The sequence below is a fragment of the Micromonospora sp. NPDC048947 genome, from assembly GCF_040649495.1.
In the GTDB taxonomy this organism is placed as follows: Bacteria; Actinomycetota; Actinomycetes; order Mycobacteriales; family Micromonosporaceae; genus Micromonospora; species Micromonospora alfalfae.
On the sequence record NZ_JBEZFO010000009.1, the window covers coordinates 41,591 to 57,755 of the forward strand.

Sequence of the window (16,165 nt, forward strand, 5' to 3'; positions counted from 1 at the left end):
ATCCGGGCACCATATCGCTACGCGGTGTACCTGCCTGGTAACTCACCCAAAGGTGGTCGATAGAAGACGGCGTGGCCGGTGGAGGTGCAGGAGCCCGGCGGTCTGCGTCAGTCCGGAGGCCGCTCCGACGGGGAGGCGGGGCGGCCTCCGTCCACCGCGAAGGAGATCCGCGCATGCCCCGCCGCCGCCACCGCAACCACCTGCCGACCCGACCGACCTGGCGCTGCGCCGCGTGCGGCATCGCCTGGCCCTGCTCGGCGGCGAAGCTGCGGCTGCTGGGCGAGTACCGGCACGACCGGCTCGCGTTGACCGTCTACCTGGCGACGCTGCAGGCAGAGGCCGGTGAACACCTCGTCGACGTCGACCCGGCCCGGCTGACCGACCGCTTCCTCTCCTGGGCCCGCGCCCGCGCCTGACCTCGCCCGCGCACGCTAAGTTCCGGATCGAGGCCGAGGTCGGAGTGAGGCGGCAAGGTGGTGTTCGGCACATGAGCAGGTACAAGCGGGCCGGTGACGACGTGATCCGCTGGCCGGACAGCCCGGACGCGCGGAAAGCGCTCCAGGAATGGTTCGCCGACGCTTCGGCCACGGCGTACCTCTCCGGGGATCATCTTGATTTTCGCGGGGCGGACCTCAGCCGGCTCGATCTGGCCGGCGCTTATCTCGCCAATTCCCACCTGGCCGGTGTCCGATTCGAGGAGGCCAACCTCGGCGACGCCAACCTGACCAACGCCGACGTGCAGGGCGCGGATTTCTCCCGCGCCGACCTGGCCAAGGCGGAAATGGCGGGTTGCTCGGCCGGTAGGGCGGTCTTCTGTTCGGCTCGGCTGTTCGCGGCGCAGCTCGACGATGCCGTTCTCAAAGGGGCGGATCTCCGCCACGCCATTCTCAACTCCGCCACGCTCTACAAGACCGATCTGCGCGACGCCAACCTTGAGCTGGCCAGCCTGCGCTGGTGCACGCTCGGCGGCACGAGCATGCCGACGGTGCTGACCGGCACGAGGATGTTCGGCTGTCAGTTCGAGGGCGCGAAGGGCGCCGTCGTCGGCCCGGTCCTCGTCGATGAGGAAGCGACCCGGTCCCTCGGCGGCGCTGAACTGGAGGCGTGGTTCTCAGCGCAGGGCGCGGAGCACGTCCAGGTGGTGGGCTGACGCCGCCGCCCAGACGATTCAGACCGGCATGCAGGTCTCTGTCGGCCTGCGGTGGGTCGGCGGCTGACGGCCGCCTGAACGCGGTGTCGCTGACCGGTGGGAGAGCCGGCGCCATTCGGAGTACCCACGGACCTCCGAAGGGCGCCGACCCGCGGCCCTGTTCGTCCGGTCAGCCGTCGATGCTGGGCCATTCAAGACTCGAACAGCTCGGCTGGATCAGGTTGTCCATCCCGTCGACCAGGCAGATCTTGAGCCCGATGACCTCGTTCTTCGCGACGTTGTTCGGGAAGATCGTGTACGGGTCGTAGATGACCGAAGTCCACGCGCCGTTGCCGTTGTACTTCGTGCCGAGGTACTTCCCGTGCAGCCACGCCCAGACCTGCACCCCGTGGCCATCGGCGGCGATGTCGCGGATGACCAGATAGTCGTCGTTGTTACCGCCGCCGGCCGCGCCGGGGCCGTAGTCGATGAAGTCGACTGCGCCGCCCGACTGGCCGGTGTAGACCGTGTAGTCGTCGTTGCCAGCGGCAGCCGCCGGGTTTGTGGTGGCCAGGATCGCGGTCAGCGCCACCGTCAGCGGCAGTAGTACCCGCCTGGCAAGGGCTCGTGTCATGTCCGTCGCACTCCTCTGCATCGCTCGCTCCGGCCCTTCGGTCGGTGCCGATTGGCTTGATCATTGCGATGCCGGCTTGTCCAGACCTTCGACAAACCTTGAACCCCGAGGTCACGAGATCCGCGAACGGGACGCCAACCTGGAGGTCGCCAACCTGCGGTGGTGCACGCTGGGCGGCGCCGGATGCAACGGCTGCCAAGCACAGACGACTCAGGGCCGGTCCCCGTGGGGCCGGCCCTGTCGTTCGTGCAGCTCAGGCGAGCGGAGGATACGAGATTCGAACTCGTGAGGGTGTAAACCCAACACGCTTTCCAAGCGTGCGCCCTAGGCCTCTAGGCGAATCCTCCGCGAGCCAGGATACAGGCCCGTGTCGGCCGGGCCACCCCACCACCCCCTGAAGATCGACGGGCGGTCGGGTAGGCTGGGCGTCACCTCCCGTGCGGCGGTATCTCGTGAACCTCCCCAGGGCCGGAAGGCAGCAAGGATAAGCGAGCTCTGCCGGGTGCACGGGAGGCCTTTTTGTCTGTGGGCCGGTTGATCCACTCGGCATCCGTGATGTCGCGGTGTCCCGGCCATGCGGACACAGCGGTTTCCAGGAAGCCGAGTCGATCAAGCCCTGGCGGCCCGGTGGATCAAGCACGGCATCCGCGGCGCCCGGGGTGGTGGGTGGTCACCCGCGCCCGACCGGCGCAGAATGGCTCGGTCGAGAGGAGGCGGGACGAGTGACGCTGGCGCTCTACCGCAAGTACCGGCCGCGTACCTTCGCTGAGGTCATCGGCCAGGAGCACGTGACCGAACCGCTGTCGCAGGCGCTGCGCAGCGGACGACTCAACCACGCCTACCTCTTCTCCGGCCCCCGTGGCTGCGGCAAGACCACCAGCGCCCGGATCATGGCCCGCTCGCTCAACTGTGAGCAGGGCCCCACTCCCGAGCCGTGCGGCAAGTGTGACTCCTGCCGCTCGCTGGCCGCCGACGGCGCTGGTTCGATCGACGTGATCGAGATCGACGCGGCCAGCCACGGCGGTGTCGACGACGCCCGCGAGCTGCGCGAGCGCGCCTTCTTCGCGCCGGCCAGCAGCCGCTTCAAGATCTACATCATCGACGAGGCGCACATGGTCTCGACCCAGGGCTTCAACGCCCTGCTCAAGCTGGTCGAGGAGCCCCCGGAGTACGTCAAGTTCATCTTCGCCACCACCGAGCCGGAGAAGGTCCTCGGCACGATCCGGTCGCGGACCCACCACTACCCGTTCCGGCTGTTTCCGCCGAAGGTGGTCCGCCCGTACCTGGAGCAGCTCACCCAGGCCGAGGGCGTCGCCGTCGAGCCGGCGGTCTTTCCGCTGGTGGTCCGCGCCGGTGGCGGCAGCATGCGGGACAGCCTCTCAGTGCTCGACCAGCTCATCGCCGGCGCAGGCGCCGAGGGGGTCAGCTACGCCCGGGCCGTCGCGTTGCTCGGGGTCACCGACTCGGCGCTGATCGACGAGATGTGCGACGCGTTGGCCGCCGGTGACGGCGCAGCCGCGTACGCCACCGTCGACAGGGTCGCCGAGGCCGGGCACGACATGCGCCGGTTCGCCTCCGACCTGCTCGAACGGCTGCGCGACCTGATCGTCATCCAGCAGGTGCCGGACGCCGCCGCGAAGGGCCTGATCGACGGCCCGGCCGACCAGATCGAGCGGATGGCAGCCCAGGCTTCACAGCTCGGCTCGGCCACGCTGTCCCGCTGCGCCGACATCGTGCACAACGGCCTGGTCGAGATGCGCGGCACCACAGCGCCCCGTCTGCTGCTGGAGCTGATCTGCGCCCGGATGCTGCTGCCCGGCGCGGACGACTCCACCGGCGGCCTGCTCCAACGCCTGGAGCGAATGGAACGCCGGCTCACAGTGGGCGGCACCGAAGCGCCGTCGGCCGCCGCCGGCTCCGCGCCAACCAACCACCCAGGGGTACGCCCACAGCCAGCCACCCCGGTCCCGGCTGCCGCCACCCCGGTCCCGGCTGCCGCCACCCCGGCACCCGCGAACGCCCCTACCTCCGCACCGCCGTGGGAGGTCGGCCCGGCGGCGTCACCGGCCCAGAGTGCTCCCGCCCCGGCTGCTCCGGTCACCGAGGCACCGACCCCGCCCGCTCCGACCTCCGGTGCGCCGGCCTCGTACGTCTCGGCGGCCGACTCGCCGATCCCGGCCTCCCCCGGCGCGTCGACCGGGTCGACAACCGCTGACCAGGCCGTACCCGTCTCGCCCGCCGGGTCGACCCCGCGTCGCGTGGTGCCACCGTCGGCGGTGCTTCCCGACCCGGCCACGCCCGCGCCGCCCCGACCGGGCGCGCCGGCCGCCGCGCTGGACGCGGTAGCGGTCCGCCGCGTCTGGCCCGACGTGGTCGGCAAGGTCAACCGGACCAACAAGCGGATCGCCGCCCTGATGCGCGACGCGGTCGTCCGCGAACTCGACGGCGACATGCTGGTGCTGACTGTGAAGTCCACAGTGCTGGCCAAGATGATGGCCGACCACGCGGCGGTGCTCACCGACGCGCTCTACGAGGAGTTGGGCGGGCGCTGGCAGATCCGGTGCGAGGTGGCCGGCGAGCGCGGTGGCGTGTCGCTGCCCAGCGCACCGCGCACGCAGCAGACCGCACCGCCTCGACCCGCCGCCCCGCCAGCCACGCCGTCCGCAGCGACCCCGACTGCCGCCGACCCGACGAGCGCGCCGCCAGCCCCGCCAAGCTCGAACGCCGCGCCTGGCTCGAACGCCGCGCCTGGCTCGAACGGTGCGCCTGGCTCGAACGGTGCGCCTGGTTCGAACGCCACGTCAGGCTCGAACGCCGCGCCGAGTGCGAGCGCCGCCGGGCGGGGGACTGTGGGCCCCGACGCCCCGACCGCCGCCGGTCCGATGACCGCCTCGCCGACCGCGGCGACCCCGACCGCCGCTGCCGGCTCGGCTTCGCGTGGGGGAGTCGGTGGGGGTTCGACTGGTCACGGTGCTGGTGGGCAGGGCACAGCGCCGTCCGCCCCGGCATCCGACGACGACTGGCCGGAGGCGGCCCGGCCCGGCGGCAGGGCCCTCGCCGCCGAGGCTACTGATGACGAGGACTGGCCGGAGGCCGCCCGACCTGGCGGCGCGTCGGCCGGAAACGAGTCGGGCCCCCACTCCGCACCGGCGTCGAGCGGCGCGAACGGCAGCACCGGCAGCGGCAGCACCGGGAACGGCAGCACCGGGAACGGCGCCACCGGGAACGGCAGCGGCACCAACGGCACCGGGCCAGGCGGTTCGGGCGGTCCGGGGTCAGTGGCCGGTGGCGGTAAGCCGGGCGGGCGGGGTAACCCGACACCGGCGGCCCGGCAGCCGGCGGCAGCCGGTGGCGCACCGGTGAGCAGCGCCATCGCCGCGGCTCGCGCGGCGGCGGCGGGGCGCGGTGCGCGTACCGGAGCGGCAGCCCGGCCCGTCGCGGACGCCGAGTGGGCGGGCGAGCCGCCCTACGACCCGGACTTCGACGGCCCTGCGCGGGCCGGTCGATCCGGCGGCGCGGCACCGGCCCCGGCCTTTGAGGGGTTCGACCCGGGCGACGAGCCGTTGGACGAGATCATCGACGAGAAGACCGCGCGGGAGTCCAGCGAGGAGCAGGCGGTACGGCTGCTCAGGGAAACCTTCGGCGCAGAGAAGATCAACGAAGTGGACGCCCGCTAGCGCCCGGCCCCGGCCCCGGCGATCTTGCAGTTTCGGTCGTCGTCTTGCGTGGAATGCCCCCTTATGTCGATGCAGGAAGTGCAAGATCGCGTAGGGGAGGGGTTTCGGCCAGCAGGACGCCCAGGGCGCAGGCCCAGAGGGGGAAGGGTAGGACGGCTACCCGTTCCATGCCGCCCACCCCGATCCCCAGGCTCTGTTGGGCGGCGAACAGCGTCGTTCCGGCCAGCGCGACGAGCCCGGCGGTGACGGTGAGTCGTCGCCATCGGCCGAGCGTCGTGCTGCGTGGTGCGAAGCCGGCGAGGAGCAAACCGACGTTGCCCATGCCCATGATCAGGACTGCGCCGAGGACGTGCAGATTCTCGTCGATGTCGGCCGGGTAGAGGGCCGCGAGGGCGTATCCGCCGGTGGCCAGCAGCAGGAGTGTCTGGGCCGTCCGTACCACCGGGCCGTGACCGAGAACCCGCCAGGTCAGCAGGAGTCCGCCGGCGAGCAGGACGGCGGTGGCCAGTGTCGCGGTGTTCATCAGCGGGTGCCACGGTGAGCAGACGTAGCGGGGGCGGGTGGTGTCCCAGATGCCGCAGTGGGCGTTGCCGAGATCGCTGATGTTGTGGGTGGCCCAGCTGTAGGCCGGTTCGCGCCACCGCAGCCCGGTGATCAGGCTGGCGACGAGGAAGATGGGCGCGGCCGCGAGCCAGCACAGTGCGCCGACCCGGCCGGTGCGGTTGAGGTTCATGCCATGAGCAGACCAGTGCGACGGCTGTGGGTGCACTACCAGCAGATGGCCGATTCGGGGTAGGGGTAGCCGTACCCGAAGGCTCGGCGTGGGCGGACGCACCGGGCGGGGCGAGGTCGGTCCCAGCGGATAGGCTGAGCGGCGGTCGAGCAGACGAGTGCGAGAAGGAGCCATCCCGTGCGCCCAGGTGGACAGCCGAACATGCAGCAGATGCTGAAGCAGGCGCAGAAGATGCAGCAGCAGATCGCCGCCGCCCAGGCCGAGCTGGCCGAGGCCGAGCTGACCGGCACCGCCGGCGGCGGGTTGGTCACCGCGACCGTCTCCGGCTCCGGTGAGCTCAAGGCCATCAAGATCGACCCGAAGGCCGTCGACCCGGATGACGTGGAGACGCTTGAGGATCTGGTCGTCGCGGCCGTGCACAACGCCGCCGAGGCGGCCCGGGAGCTGACCGAGCGCAAGATGGGTCCGGTCGCCGGCGGCATGGGCGGCCTCGGCCTGCCCGGTTTCTGAGCCGGCAGATGTACGAAGGTGCCATCCAGGATCTGATCGACGAGTTGGGTCGGCTGCCGGGCGTGGGTCCGAAGAGCGCTCAGCGGATCGCGTTCCACGTCCTCTCGGCGGATCCGGCCGACGTCAACCGGCTGGCCGGCGCGCTGCGCAAGGTCAAGGAGCTGGTGCGGTTCTGCACGACCTGCTACAACGTGGCCGAGTCCGAGCAGTGCCGGATCTGCCGCGACCAGCGTCGCACCGACGAGGTGCTGTGCGTGGTGGAGGAGCCCAAGGACGTGGTGGCCATCGAGCGGACTGGTGAGTTCCGCGGTCGCTACCACGTGCTGGGTGGCGCGATCAATCCGCTGGAGGGGATCGGCCCGGACAATCTGCGCATCCGGGAGCTGATGATCCGGCTCGGTGGCGGCGGGGTGCGGGAGCTGATCCTGGCCACGGACCCGAACACCGAGGGCGAGGCGACCGCCACCTACCTGGCGTTGATGGTGAAGCCGATGGGCATCTCGGTGACCCGGCTGGCCAGTGGGTTGCCGGTCGGCGGCGATCTGGAGTACGCCGACGAGATCACTCTCGGTCGGGCCTTCGAGGGGCGTCGCGCGGTCTGATTCCCTGACGTACTGCCGGTGGCCGGCACCCTGTGTGGGTGCCGGCCACCGCTGCGTCTCTGCCCGGAAATGATCTGACACCTGTGCCCTCATCGGGGCTGTTCGACGTAACAGTTTGGCATCGCGGGCACTGATTGATCGGTTTTTGCCGCTGTTTACCTACGAATCGAATGTCAAACGGCGGTTGAGGCACGATCCGATACCAACCGTCCACTCAGCGGTTTCCGGGTGGACGCATCGGGAGCTATGGTCACCGCCATCGGTGACCCCTGTCACCACGTTGTCCGTACCCCCAAGGACGAGGTGAAGCACACATGCGTGCACCCAGGCCGAAGGTCGCGATCGCGGCCATCGCGGTCGCGGCCCTCGCGGTAGCAGGCTGCGCCGAGAGCAACCGCGACGACAAATCAGGCGGTAGCAAGAAGGACACCCTCGTCTTCGGCGTCGCCGGAGACCCGAAGGTGCTCGACCCGAGCTTCGCCAGCGACGGTGAGTCGCTGCGCGTGGCGCGTCAGGTCTTCGAGACCCTGGTCCGTCCGGAGGAGGGTGGCACGAAGGTCACCCCCGGCCTGGCCGAGTCCTGGACCCCGGACGCCGCCGGCACCACCTGGACCTTCAAGCTCCGCTCGGGCGTGAAGTTCCACGACGGCACCGACTTCAACGCCGAGGCCGTCTGCGTCAACTTCAACCGCTGGTACAACGCCAAGGGCCTCATGCAGAGCCCGGACGTGACCGCGTACTGGCAGGACGTCATGGGCGGCTTCGCCAAGAACGAGAACGCGGATCTCCCGCCGAGCCTCTTCAAGTCCTGCACCGCCAAGGACGCCACCACTGTGGACCTGTCCTTCACCCGGGTCTCCAGCAAGGTCCCGGCCGCGCTGATGCTGCCCTCGTTCGGCATCCACAGCCCGAAGGCGCTGCAGGAGTTCGACGCGAGCAACGTCGCGGGCACCGCCGAGGACATCAAGTACCCGGCGTACGCGACGGAGCACCCGACCGGCACCGGCCCGTTCAAGTTCAAGACCTGGGACGTCGCGAACAAGACGCTGACCCTGGAGCGCAACCAGGACTACTGGGGCACCAAGGCCAAGCTGAAGACCGTCATCTTCAAGACGATCTCGGACGAGAACGCCCGCAAGCAGGCGCTGCGCTCCGGCGACATCCAGGGCTACGACCTGGTGGGCCCGGCCGACGTCGAGCCGCTGAAGAGCGAGGGCTTCAACATGCTCACGCGCCCGGCGTTCAACGTGCTCTACCTGGCGATCAACCAGAAGGGCAACCCGAAGCTCGCCGACCTCCGCGTCCGGCAGGCCATCGCGTACGCCCTGAACCGTCAGCAGCTGGTCACCTCCAAGCTGCCGCCGGGTGCCAAGGTCGCCGACAACTTCATGCCGGACACCGTCGAGGGCTGGAACGGTGACGTCACGAAGTACACCTACGACCCGGCCAAGGCGAAGGCGCTGCTGGCCGAGGCCGGCGCGTCGAACCTGACGCTGAGGTTCCACTACCCGACCGAGGTCACCCGGCCGTACATGCCGAACCCGAAGGACATCTTCGAGTTGCTCTCGGCGGACCTGAAGGCCGTTGGCATCACCGTCGAGGCGATCCCGCTGAAGTGGAGCCCGGACTACCTGAACGCCACCACCTCGGGTAGCAAGCACGACATCCACTTCCTGGGCTGGACCGGTGACTACGGTGACGCCTACAACTTCATCGGCACCTTCTTCGACCGGCCGAAGGACGAGTGGGGCTTCAACAACAAGGCCCTGTTCGACCAGTTCAAGGACGCGGACGGCACCGCCGACATCGCGGCCCGGACCGAGAAGTACAAGGCCCTGAACAAGTCCGTGATGGACTTCCTGCCCGGTGTGCCGATCTCGCACTCGCCGCCGGCGATCGTGTTCGGCAAGGACGTGACCGGCGTCAAGGCGAGCCCGCTCACCGACGAGCGGTACGCGACCGCCGAGTTCAAGTAAGTCCTGATCTGACGCAGCAAGGAACGCGGGCGGGCGCTGTCGCACAGCGCCCGCCCGCAACCCTCCGCACCCCTTCGAGGCCGCCGTGTTCCGGTTCATCGTCAGGCGCCTGCTTCAGCTGATACCCACGCTGTTCGGGCTCTCCCTCCTGCTCTTCATCTGGCTCCGCCGTCTCCCCGGCGGCCCCGAGACCGCCATCCTCGGCGAGCGCGGCACCCCTGAGATGCGGGCCGCCATCCGCCGCAACATGGGGCTCGACGAGCCCATCCTGGTGCAGTACGGCCGTTTCGTACGGCGGATGATCAAGCTCGACCTGGGCACCTCGACCTCCACCAAGCGGGCGGTCACCACTGAGTTCATCGAGCGCTTCCCCGGGACCGTCGAGCTGACCATCACCGCGATGATCATCGCGATCGGCGTCGGTATCCCGCTGGGTTACCTGGCCGCCCGTCGTCGCGGCCGTTTCCTTGACCACGCGTCGGTGGGTGGCTCGCTGATCGGCATCTGCATCCCGGTCTTCTTCCTGGGCTACGTGCTCAAAGCGATCTTCTCGGAGAACCTGCACTGGTTCCCGTCCAGCGGCCGGCAGGACCCGACTCTCGGGGCGACCCGGGTCACCAACTTCTTCGTCCTGGACGGGTTGATGACCCGTGAGTGGGACGCCGCCGCCGACGCCCTCTGGCATCTGGTGTTGCCCAGCATCGCGTTGGCCAGCATCCCGCTGGCGATCATCGTCCGGATCACCCGGGCGAGCGTGCTGGAGGTGCTGAACGAGGACTTCGTACGGACCGCCGAGGCGAAGGGCCTGACCGAGCAGACGGTTCGTCGCCGGCACGTCCTGCGCAATGCCATGCTGCCGGTCGCCACCTCGATCGGTCTGCTCGCGGGCGGCCTGCTCTCCGGCGCGGTGCTGACCGAGACCGTCTTCGCCTTCAGCGGCATCGGAGCGTTCGTCGCCGAGGCCATCGGCCAACGCGACTATCCGGTGCTGATGGGCTTCATCCTGATCATCGCGGTGGTGTACGTGCTGGTGAACCTCCTGGTCGATCTCTCCTACAGCTTCATCGACCCGAGGGTGAGGGTGCGATGACACTCAGCCCAGGCAAGAAGCGTGAAAAGATCGACCGGCTCTCCGAACTGGCCGCCCGCGACGACGAGCGGGGCGTCAGCCTCTGGCAGGAGGCGTTCCGCCGGCTGCGCGGCAACCCCGCCGCGATCGTCGGCGCGATCATCCTGGCGCTCTTCGTGCTGGTAGCGGTGGTCGGCCCGTTCCTCGTGCCCTACGCGGCGACGGACACGATCGGCATCCGGGAGGGGCTGATCAAGCCGGGTGTCATCCCCGGCCCGACCGGTGATCACTGGTTCGGTTACGACCACCAGGGCCGCGACGAGTTCAGCCGGATGATCGTTGGTGCCCGCCAGACCCTGCTGGTCGGCGTGGTCTCCACCCTGATCGGTCTGGCGATCGGCGCGCTGATCGGTGGCGTCTCCGGCGCGGCGGCCGGCCTCGGTGGCCGGTGGGGGCGGTGGATCGACACCACCCTGATGCGGTTCATCGACATGCTGCTGGCGATGCCGAGCCTGCTGCTGGCGGTGAGCATCGCCGCCCTGCTCGGGGCCAGCCTGACCACTGTGATGATCGCGGTCGGCGTGGTCTCGGTGCCGGTCTTCGCCCGGCTGCTGCGCGGCTCGATGATCTCCCAGGCCAACAGCGACTACGTGCTGGCGGCGACGTCGCTCGGCGTCAAGAAGTCGAAGATCGCGTTGACCCACGTGGTGCCGAACTCGCTCGCCCCGGTGATCGTGCAGGCCACGCTGACCCTGGCCACCGCGATCATCGAGGCCGCAGCGCTCTCCTTCCTCGGCCTCGGCAACCCGGACACCGCCGTACCGGAATGGGGGGTCATGCTCGCCGACGCGCAGCAGTACCTCGGCATCCGGCCGTCGCTGGCGATCTACCCCGCCGTCGCGATCATCATCACCGCGCTCGGCTTCACCCTGCTGGGTGAGGCGATGCGTGAGGCCCTCGACCCGAAGCTGCGGAAGTAGTGCCGTGAGCGCGAGGAGTGAGCTTGCGAGCCCCGCAGTCGCGAACGAAAGGCCGGTACGGCATGGCACTGCTCGAAGTTGAAGATCTCTCCGTCACGTTCGCCCGCCGCGGTCAGCGGGCCGTGCACGCTGTCGACGGGGTGTCCTTCTCGGTCGACGCCGGTGAGGTGGTCGGCCTGGTCGGCGAGTCCGGCTGCGGCAAGAGCGTCACCTCGCTCGCGATCATGGGCCTGCTGCCCAAGCAGCCCGGCCTTTCGGTTGGCGGCAAGGCCGTCTTCGACGGCACCGACCTGCTCCAGCTCGACGACCGGTCGCGGCGGGACATCCGGGGTCGGGACATCGCGATGATCTTCCAGGACCCGCTCTCCTCGCTGAACCCGGTGATCCCGATCGGGTTGCAGGTGACCGAGGTGCTCACCCGACACCGGGGGATGAAGGGCGAGACCGCGGCGAAGGAAGCGGCGGCGCTGCTGGACCGGGTCGGCATCCCCGACCCGAAGCGGCGGCTCAAGGAGTACCCGCACCAGCTCTCCGGTGGGATGCGCCAGCGTGCGCTCATCGCGATGGCGGTGGCCTGCCAGCCTCGGCTGCTGATCGCCGACGAGCCGACCACCGCGTTGGACGTCACCATCCAGGCGCAGATCCTGGAGCTGCTCAAGGAACTGGTCCGGGACTCCGGCACCGCACTGCTGATGATCACGCACGATCTGGGCGTGGTGGCCGGCATGTGCGACACCGTCAACGTGCTCTACGGCGGCCGGGTGGTGGAGACGGCCCGCCGCCGTCCGCTGTTCCGCCAGCCGCGTCACCCGTACACGGTGGGTCTGCTCGGTTCGGTGCCGCGCCTGGACGCCGGGCGGGGCGAGAAGCTCAACCCGATTCCCGGTTCGGTCCGCGACCTGCTGCCCTGGCCGGACGGTTGCGCCTTCGCCCCGCGCTGCGCCCGACGGACCGACGAGTGCGTGGGTGAGCCGCCGGAGCTGGTGCACGCGCACGACGGACGGAGCTACCGGTGCGTCAACCCGGAGCCGCTGCCGGGCATGGTGCCCGCCCCGCGCGAGGAGGAATCAGCGTGAGCGAGCGAACCGAGAACGACATCCTCGTCGAGGTGCGCGACCTGAAGGTGCACTTCCCGATCAAACGGGGGGTGCTCTTCGACCGGGTGGTCGGCCAGGTGAAGGCCGTCGACGGGGTCGACCTGAGCATCGCGCGCGGCAAGACGTACGGCCTGGTGGGTGAGTCCGGCTGCGGCAAGTCCACGTTGGGTCGGGCGCTGCTCCAGCTCACCCCGCCGACCGCCGGTGAGGTCAGCTTCGACGGCGTCGAGCTGACCACGCTGCCGTCCGGCAAGCTGCGCAGCATGCGTCGCCGGATGCAGATGATCTTCCAGGATCCGATGTCCAGCCTGGACCCCCGGCAGAACGTCGAGTCGATCCTGACCGAGGGCCTGCAGACGCACGGCATCGGCGCCGACCGCACCGACCGTCGACGGATCATCGGCGAGACCCTGGACGCGGTGGGGCTGCCGCGCTGGGCGCTGTCCCGCTACCCGCACGAGTTCTCCGGCGGGCAGCGGCAGCGCATCGGTATCGCCCGCGCGCTGGTGCTCGGGCCGGAGCTGATCGTCGCCGACGAGCCGGTCTCGGCGCTCGACGTGTCGATCCAGGCCCAGGTGGTCAACCTGCTGGACGAACTCCAGGACAGCCTGGGGCTGACCTACCTGGTGATCGCGCACGACCTCGCTGTGGTCCGGCACATCTCCGACACTGTCGGCGTGATGTACCTGGGAGCGCTTGTCGAGGAGGCGCCGAGCGACAGGCTCTACACCGAGCCGCTGCACCCGTACACCCGGGCGTTGATGTCGGCGGTACCGGTGCCGGACCCGGACGTGGAGGACCGCCGGGAGCGGATCCTGCTCGCGGGTGACCTGCCGTCGCCGGCGAACCCGCCGTCCGGCTGCCGCTTCCACACCCGCTGCCCGTGGGCGCAGCCCACCCGCTGCGCCGACGAGCGACCGGTGCTGCGGAACATCGGTGCCAGCCGGGTGGCCTGCCACTTCGCCGAGCAGATCGCCAGCGGCGAACTGCGCCCGCACGGGGTCAGCGCGCAGGTCGTCCGGCCCGAGGGCGAGGGGGACACGCCAGGCGTGGTCTCCGCACCCACCGAGCCCGGTTCGTACGTCTGAGACTGGACGCGGTGCCGGCGGCCGTCAGCCCTCGGGGCGGTTCAGCAGCCCCACCGCGACGCCGTGCACCGCGTCCAGCCCAGCCGGATCGGCCAGTGTGACCGAGGTGCCGGTCACCGTGTACCACTCGTCAGCGTCCTTGTACTGCACCCGCAGTGTGACTTTGCCGTCCGCGTATTCGGTGCGCAGCGTCAGATCACCGGTGACGACGCCGACCTCGTCGGTCATCACGCCGCCGGGGCCGGGCACGATGTCGGTGCTGCGGTTCTGCGGGCCGGCCGCGCCGCCGGAATCCGCGACCATGCCGGCACCGGGCACGGCGGCGGGGGTCTCGGCGGTGCCGTCGGCGGTCATCCCGGCGGCGGACGGGCCGCTCTCCTCGGCGGCGGTCACGAACAGCTCCCCACTCAACAGCCCTCCAACATGTCGGTCAGGGCGGCCTTCTCGGCGGTGGTCACGGTCAGCCGCCAGTAGTGCTTGACAGTCACCCAGTCCTGAGCGTATTTGCACCAGTAGGACCGGTTTGCCGGCTTCCACTGGGACGGGTCCTGGTCACCCTTTGCCCGGTTCGACGAGGCGGAAACCGCGAAAAGCTGCGGACGGGTGGTGTCGTTGGCGAAATCACCGCGCTTCGCGTTGTCCCACTCGTCGGCACCCGAGCGCCACGCGTTGGCCAACGGCACCATGTGGTCGATGTCCACGTCGGAGGGATCCGAGAAGCTACGACCGTCGTACACGCTCTCCCAGCGCCCACCGACCACGTTGCAGCCGGAGAGCTTCACATCCTTGCCGTCGCGCTGGAGGATGCTGTCCCGGACATCGCAGTTCTTGCCGGTGTCCCGCCAGTGCGGGAAACGCTCCCGGCTGTAGCCCTTCATCGAGCCGGCGGTAGCGACGGTGAGCTGACTCAACTGCTCCGCGGCGTTGCCGCCGCCGCCGTCGCTCGACGGCGGTGTGGTCGGCTCATCCTGCGGGACGCAACCGGCCACGCCGAGCGCCAGCGCCGCGGTAAGCGCGGCCACCGCCGCTCGCGGTCCTGATCTGGTACGCACAGACGACACCTCTCCAGCTTGGGGGCTTCCGGCGATTGCGCACAGTACCCGGGCACGGTTTCGGCGTTTCGTGGCGTCTCCCACATGATGCAAGGCAGATTGGTGGGATGAGCGCACCCGTACCGGCGACTGCCCTCCGGATGGGCACCACCGCCGGCCGGGGCACGCTGCTCGCCGCCGTACTCGCCTCTGGCATGGTCTTCCTCGACAGCACAGTCGTCAACGTGGCGCTGCCGAAACTCGGGCAGGACCTCGGCGCGAACGTGGCCGATCTCCAGTGGACCATCAACGGCTATCTGCTGATGCTGGCGGCGTTCGTGCTGCTCGGCGGCGCGCTGGGCGACCGCTTCGGCCGGCGACGCATCTTCCTCATCGGCGTGGTCTGGTTCACCGCCGCCTCAGTGCTCTGCGGGCTGGCCCAGGACACCGGCATGCTGATCGCGGCCCGGTTCCTCCAGGGCGCCGGTGGCGCGCTGCTCACGCCCGGGTCGCTGTCGGTGCTCCAGGCGAGCTTCCATCCCGACGACCGGGGCCGGGCGATCGGTGCCTGGGCCGGGCTGTCCGGGGTGTCCACCGCGCTCGGGCCGTTCATCGGAGGCTGGCTGATCGACGCGCTCTCCTGGCGCTGGATCTTCTTCCTCAACCTGCCGATCGCCGTGCTGGTGCTGCTCGCCGCCCTGCGCTGGGTGCCGGAGAGCCGGGACGAGAGCGCCTCCCGCACCGAGGGACCGGATCGGACCCGACGGCGGTTCGACGTCGCCGGAGCCCTGCTCGGAGCGCTCGCGCTCGCCGGCGTCACCTACGCCCTGATCGACGCGCCGGCCCGCGGGTTCGACTCCGCCGAGGTGCTCATCGCGGCAGCGGTCGGGGTGCTCTCCGCAGTGGCCTTCGTCCTGCTGGAACGGCGGCGTGGCGACGCCGCGATGCTGCCCACCGGGCTGTTCAGCAGCCGACTCTTCTCGGTGCTGAACATCTTCACAGTCGTCGTGTACGCGGCGCTCGGCGGTTTCACCTTCTTCTTCGCCGTCTACCTGCAGAACGTGGTCGGCTGGTCGGCCTTCCGCACCGGCATCGCGCTGCTGCCGATGACACTGCTGCTGTTGGTCGGCTCCGCGCGCGCCGGTGCGCTGTCCGCCCGGATCGGCCCACGGCTGCCGCTGGCCATCGGACCCGTGGTCGCCGCGGTCGGCCTGCTGCTGCTGCGCGGCGTCGGACCGGGCGCGTCGTACTGGCGGGACGTGCTGCCCGGGGTGCTGCTCTTCGGCATCGGGTTGACCCTGGTGGTGGCACCGCTGACCGCGTCGGTGCTGGCCGCCGTGCAGGACCGGTTCTCCGGGGTGGCCAGCGGGTTCAACAATGCCGCGTCCCGCGCCGGCGGCCTGCTCGCGGTGGCGGCGCTGCCGCTGCTGGTCGGGCTCTCCGGCGGCGGATACGAGCAGAAGGCCGAGCTGACCGACGCCTTCCGGGGCGCGATGCAGTGGTGTGCCGGGCTGCTCGTGGCCGGCGCGCTGCTGGCCCTCGTGCTGGTCCACCGACCGCCCCGGAAAGCCCCGCCGTCCCAGCCCTGCCATTCACTGCCCGCCGCGACACCCCCGAAGTAGGAAGCCACTTCGGGGGT

General features: G+C 70.1%; 15 protein-coding genes, 1 tRNA gene and 1 other RNA gene. 12 read left to right on the forward strand and 5 right to left on the reverse strand.

The genetic code is table 11. The features are described 5' to 3' along the window. Nucleotides 1-173: 173 nt before the first annotated feature. Both AB0B98_RS14980 and AB0B98_RS14985 read left to right on the forward strand, forming a co-directional pair. A complete protein-coding gene (locus tag AB0B98_RS14980; RefSeq protein ID WP_357285136.1) occupies nt 174-416 on the forward strand; it encodes a flavin reductase in 243 nt (80 codons plus the stop codon). Between the two features lie 101 nt (nt 417-517). Beyond that, complete coding sequence (locus AB0B98_RS14985; RefSeq protein WP_357363089.1) at nt 518-1,150, forward strand: pentapeptide repeat-containing protein; 633 nt, start codon at nt 518-520, stop codon at nt 1,148-1,150. Nucleotides 1,151-1,319: 169 nt separating this feature from the next. Here the strand turns inward: AB0B98_RS14985 and AB0B98_RS14990 are convergent, their stop codons facing one another. Then, nucleotides 1,320-1,763, reverse strand: coding sequence for a hypothetical protein (locus AB0B98_RS14990; RefSeq protein ID WP_238667286.1), 444 nt, complete (start codon nt 1,761-1,763; stop codon nt 1,320-1,322). A 262-nt stretch (nt 1,764-2,025) separates the two neighbouring features. Next, nucleotides 2,026-2,110: transfer RNA gene (locus tag AB0B98_RS14995), tRNA-Ser, on the reverse strand. Between the two features lie 82 nt (nt 2,111-2,192). On the opposite strand from AB0B98_RS14995, the gene ffs reads away from it, so the two are divergent. Both ffs and AB0B98_RS15005 read left to right on the forward strand, forming a co-directional pair. Further along, nucleotides 2,193-2,282, forward strand: an RNA gene (gene ffs / locus AB0B98_RS15000) — signal recognition particle sRNA small type. Between the two features lie 203 nt (nt 2,283-2,485). Continuing rightward, nucleotides 2,486-5,440, forward strand: a complete 2,955-nt coding sequence (locus AB0B98_RS15005; protein WP_357363091.1) for a DNA polymerase III subunit gamma and tau — start codon at nt 2,486-2,488, stop codon at nt 5,438-5,440. Nucleotides 5,441-5,501: 61 nt separating this feature from the next. Here AB0B98_RS15005 and AB0B98_RS15010 read toward each other — a convergent pair whose 3' ends face one another. Further along, the gene (locus AB0B98_RS15010) at nt 5,502-6,173 is read right to left on the reverse strand and encodes a DUF998 domain-containing protein (RefSeq protein WP_357363093.1); all 672 of its coding nucleotides are present in this window, start codon (nt 6,171-6,173) and stop codon (nt 5,502-5,504) included. 201 nt (nt 6,174-6,374) lie between these two features. Between AB0B98_RS15010 and AB0B98_RS15015 the strand changes: the two genes are divergently transcribed. From AB0B98_RS15015 to AB0B98_RS15045, 7 genes are all read left to right on the forward strand, one after another. Continuing rightward, nucleotides 6,375-6,683: a YbaB/EbfC family nucleoid-associated protein gene (locus tag AB0B98_RS15015; protein ID WP_007466279.1), complete on the forward strand. Its 309-nt coding sequence runs from the start codon at nt 6,375-6,377 to the stop codon at nt 6,681-6,683. Between the two features lie 8 nt (nt 6,684-6,691). After that, nucleotides 6,692-7,285 carry a recombination mediator RecR gene (gene recR, locus AB0B98_RS15020; protein ID WP_091403417.1) on the forward strand — a complete coding sequence of 198 codons (594 nt, stop codon included), beginning with the start codon at nt 6,692-6,694 and terminating at the stop codon, nt 7,283-7,285. 314 nt (nt 7,286-7,599) lie between these two features. Next, nucleotides 7,600-9,261 carry an ABC transporter substrate-binding protein gene (locus tag AB0B98_RS15025; protein WP_357363095.1) on the forward strand — a complete coding sequence of 554 codons (1,662 nt, stop codon included), beginning with the start codon at nt 7,600-7,602 and terminating at the stop codon, nt 9,259-9,261. Between the two features lie 85 nt (nt 9,262-9,346). Next, nucleotides 9,347-10,351, forward strand: coding sequence for an ABC transporter permease (locus AB0B98_RS15030; RefSeq protein WP_124776655.1), 1,005 nt, complete (start codon nt 9,347-9,349; stop codon nt 10,349-10,351). Then, nucleotides 10,348-11,310 carry an ABC transporter permease gene (locus tag AB0B98_RS15035; RefSeq protein ID WP_196920182.1) on the forward strand — a complete coding sequence of 321 codons (963 nt, stop codon included), beginning with the start codon at nt 10,348-10,350 and terminating at the stop codon, nt 11,308-11,310. The genes AB0B98_RS15030 and AB0B98_RS15035 overlap by 4 nt, the downstream gene beginning before the upstream one ends. Before the next feature lie 62 nt (nt 11,311-11,372). Then, entirely contained in the window at nt 11,373-12,386 is a 1,014-nt protein-coding gene (locus AB0B98_RS15040; RefSeq protein ID WP_357363097.1) for an ABC transporter ATP-binding protein, read from the forward strand. Further along, nucleotides 12,383-13,495 carry an oligopeptide/dipeptide ABC transporter ATP-binding protein gene (locus AB0B98_RS15045; RefSeq protein WP_357363099.1) on the forward strand — a complete coding sequence of 371 codons (1,113 nt, stop codon included), beginning with the start codon at nt 12,383-12,385 and terminating at the stop codon, nt 13,493-13,495. The genes AB0B98_RS15040 and AB0B98_RS15045 overlap by 4 nt, the downstream gene beginning before the upstream one ends. 24 nt (nt 13,496-13,519) lie before the next feature. On the opposite strand, the gene AB0B98_RS15050 is transcribed toward AB0B98_RS15045, so the two are convergent. Both AB0B98_RS15050 and AB0B98_RS15055 read right to left on the reverse strand, forming a co-directional pair. Continuing rightward, the gene (locus AB0B98_RS15050) at nt 13,520-13,906 is read right to left on the reverse strand and encodes a hypothetical protein (RefSeq protein WP_308193410.1); all 387 of its coding nucleotides are present in this window, start codon (nt 13,904-13,906) and stop codon (nt 13,520-13,522) included. After that, nucleotides 13,903-14,547: an HNH endonuclease family protein gene (locus AB0B98_RS15055; RefSeq protein WP_357363101.1), complete on the reverse strand. Its 645-nt coding sequence runs from the start codon at nt 14,545-14,547 to the stop codon at nt 13,903-13,905. The genes AB0B98_RS15050 and AB0B98_RS15055 overlap by 4 nt, the downstream gene beginning before the upstream one ends. Before the next feature lie 107 nt (nt 14,548-14,654). On the opposite strand from AB0B98_RS15055, the gene AB0B98_RS15060 reads away from it, so the two are divergent. Further along, nucleotides 14,655-16,148, forward strand: coding sequence for an MFS transporter (locus tag AB0B98_RS15060; RefSeq protein WP_238667279.1), 1,494 nt, complete (start codon nt 14,655-14,657; stop codon nt 16,146-16,148). The last annotated feature ends 17 nt before the right edge of the window (nt 16,149-16,165 follow it).

Bases quoted from the DNA above. Each gene is read 5' to 3' on its own strand.
- recR (WP_091403417.1), top strand. From the start codon at position 6,692: ATGTACGAAGGTGCCATCCAGGATCTGATCGACGAGTTGGGTCGGCTG.
- AB0B98_RS15010 (WP_357363093.1), bottom strand. From the start codon at position 6,173: ATGAACCTCAACCGCACCGGCCGGGTCGGCGCACTGTGCTGGCTCGCG.
- AB0B98_RS14980 (WP_357285136.1), top strand. From the start codon at position 174: ATGCCCCGCCGCCGCCACCGCAACCACCTGCCGACCCGACCGACCTGG.
- AB0B98_RS15015 (WP_007466279.1), top strand. From the start codon at position 6,375: ATGCAGCAGATGCTGAAGCAGGCGCAGAAGATGCAGCAGCAGATCGCC.
- AB0B98_RS15060 (WP_238667279.1), top strand. From the start codon at position 14,655: ATGAGCGCACCCGTACCGGCGACTGCCCTCCGGATGGGCACCACCGCC.
- AB0B98_RS15040 (WP_357363097.1), top strand. From the start codon at position 11,373: ATGGCACTGCTCGAAGTTGAAGATCTCTCCGTCACGTTCGCCCGCCGC.
- AB0B98_RS14990 (WP_238667286.1), bottom strand. From the start codon at position 1,763: ATGACACGAGCCCTTGCCAGGCGGGTACTACTGCCGCTGACGGTGGCG.
- AB0B98_RS15035 (WP_196920182.1), top strand. From the start codon at position 10,348: ATGACACTCAGCCCAGGCAAGAAGCGTGAAAAGATCGACCGGCTCTCC.
- AB0B98_RS15025 (WP_357363095.1), top strand. From the start codon at position 7,600: ATGCGTGCACCCAGGCCGAAGGTCGCGATCGCGGCCATCGCGGTCGCG.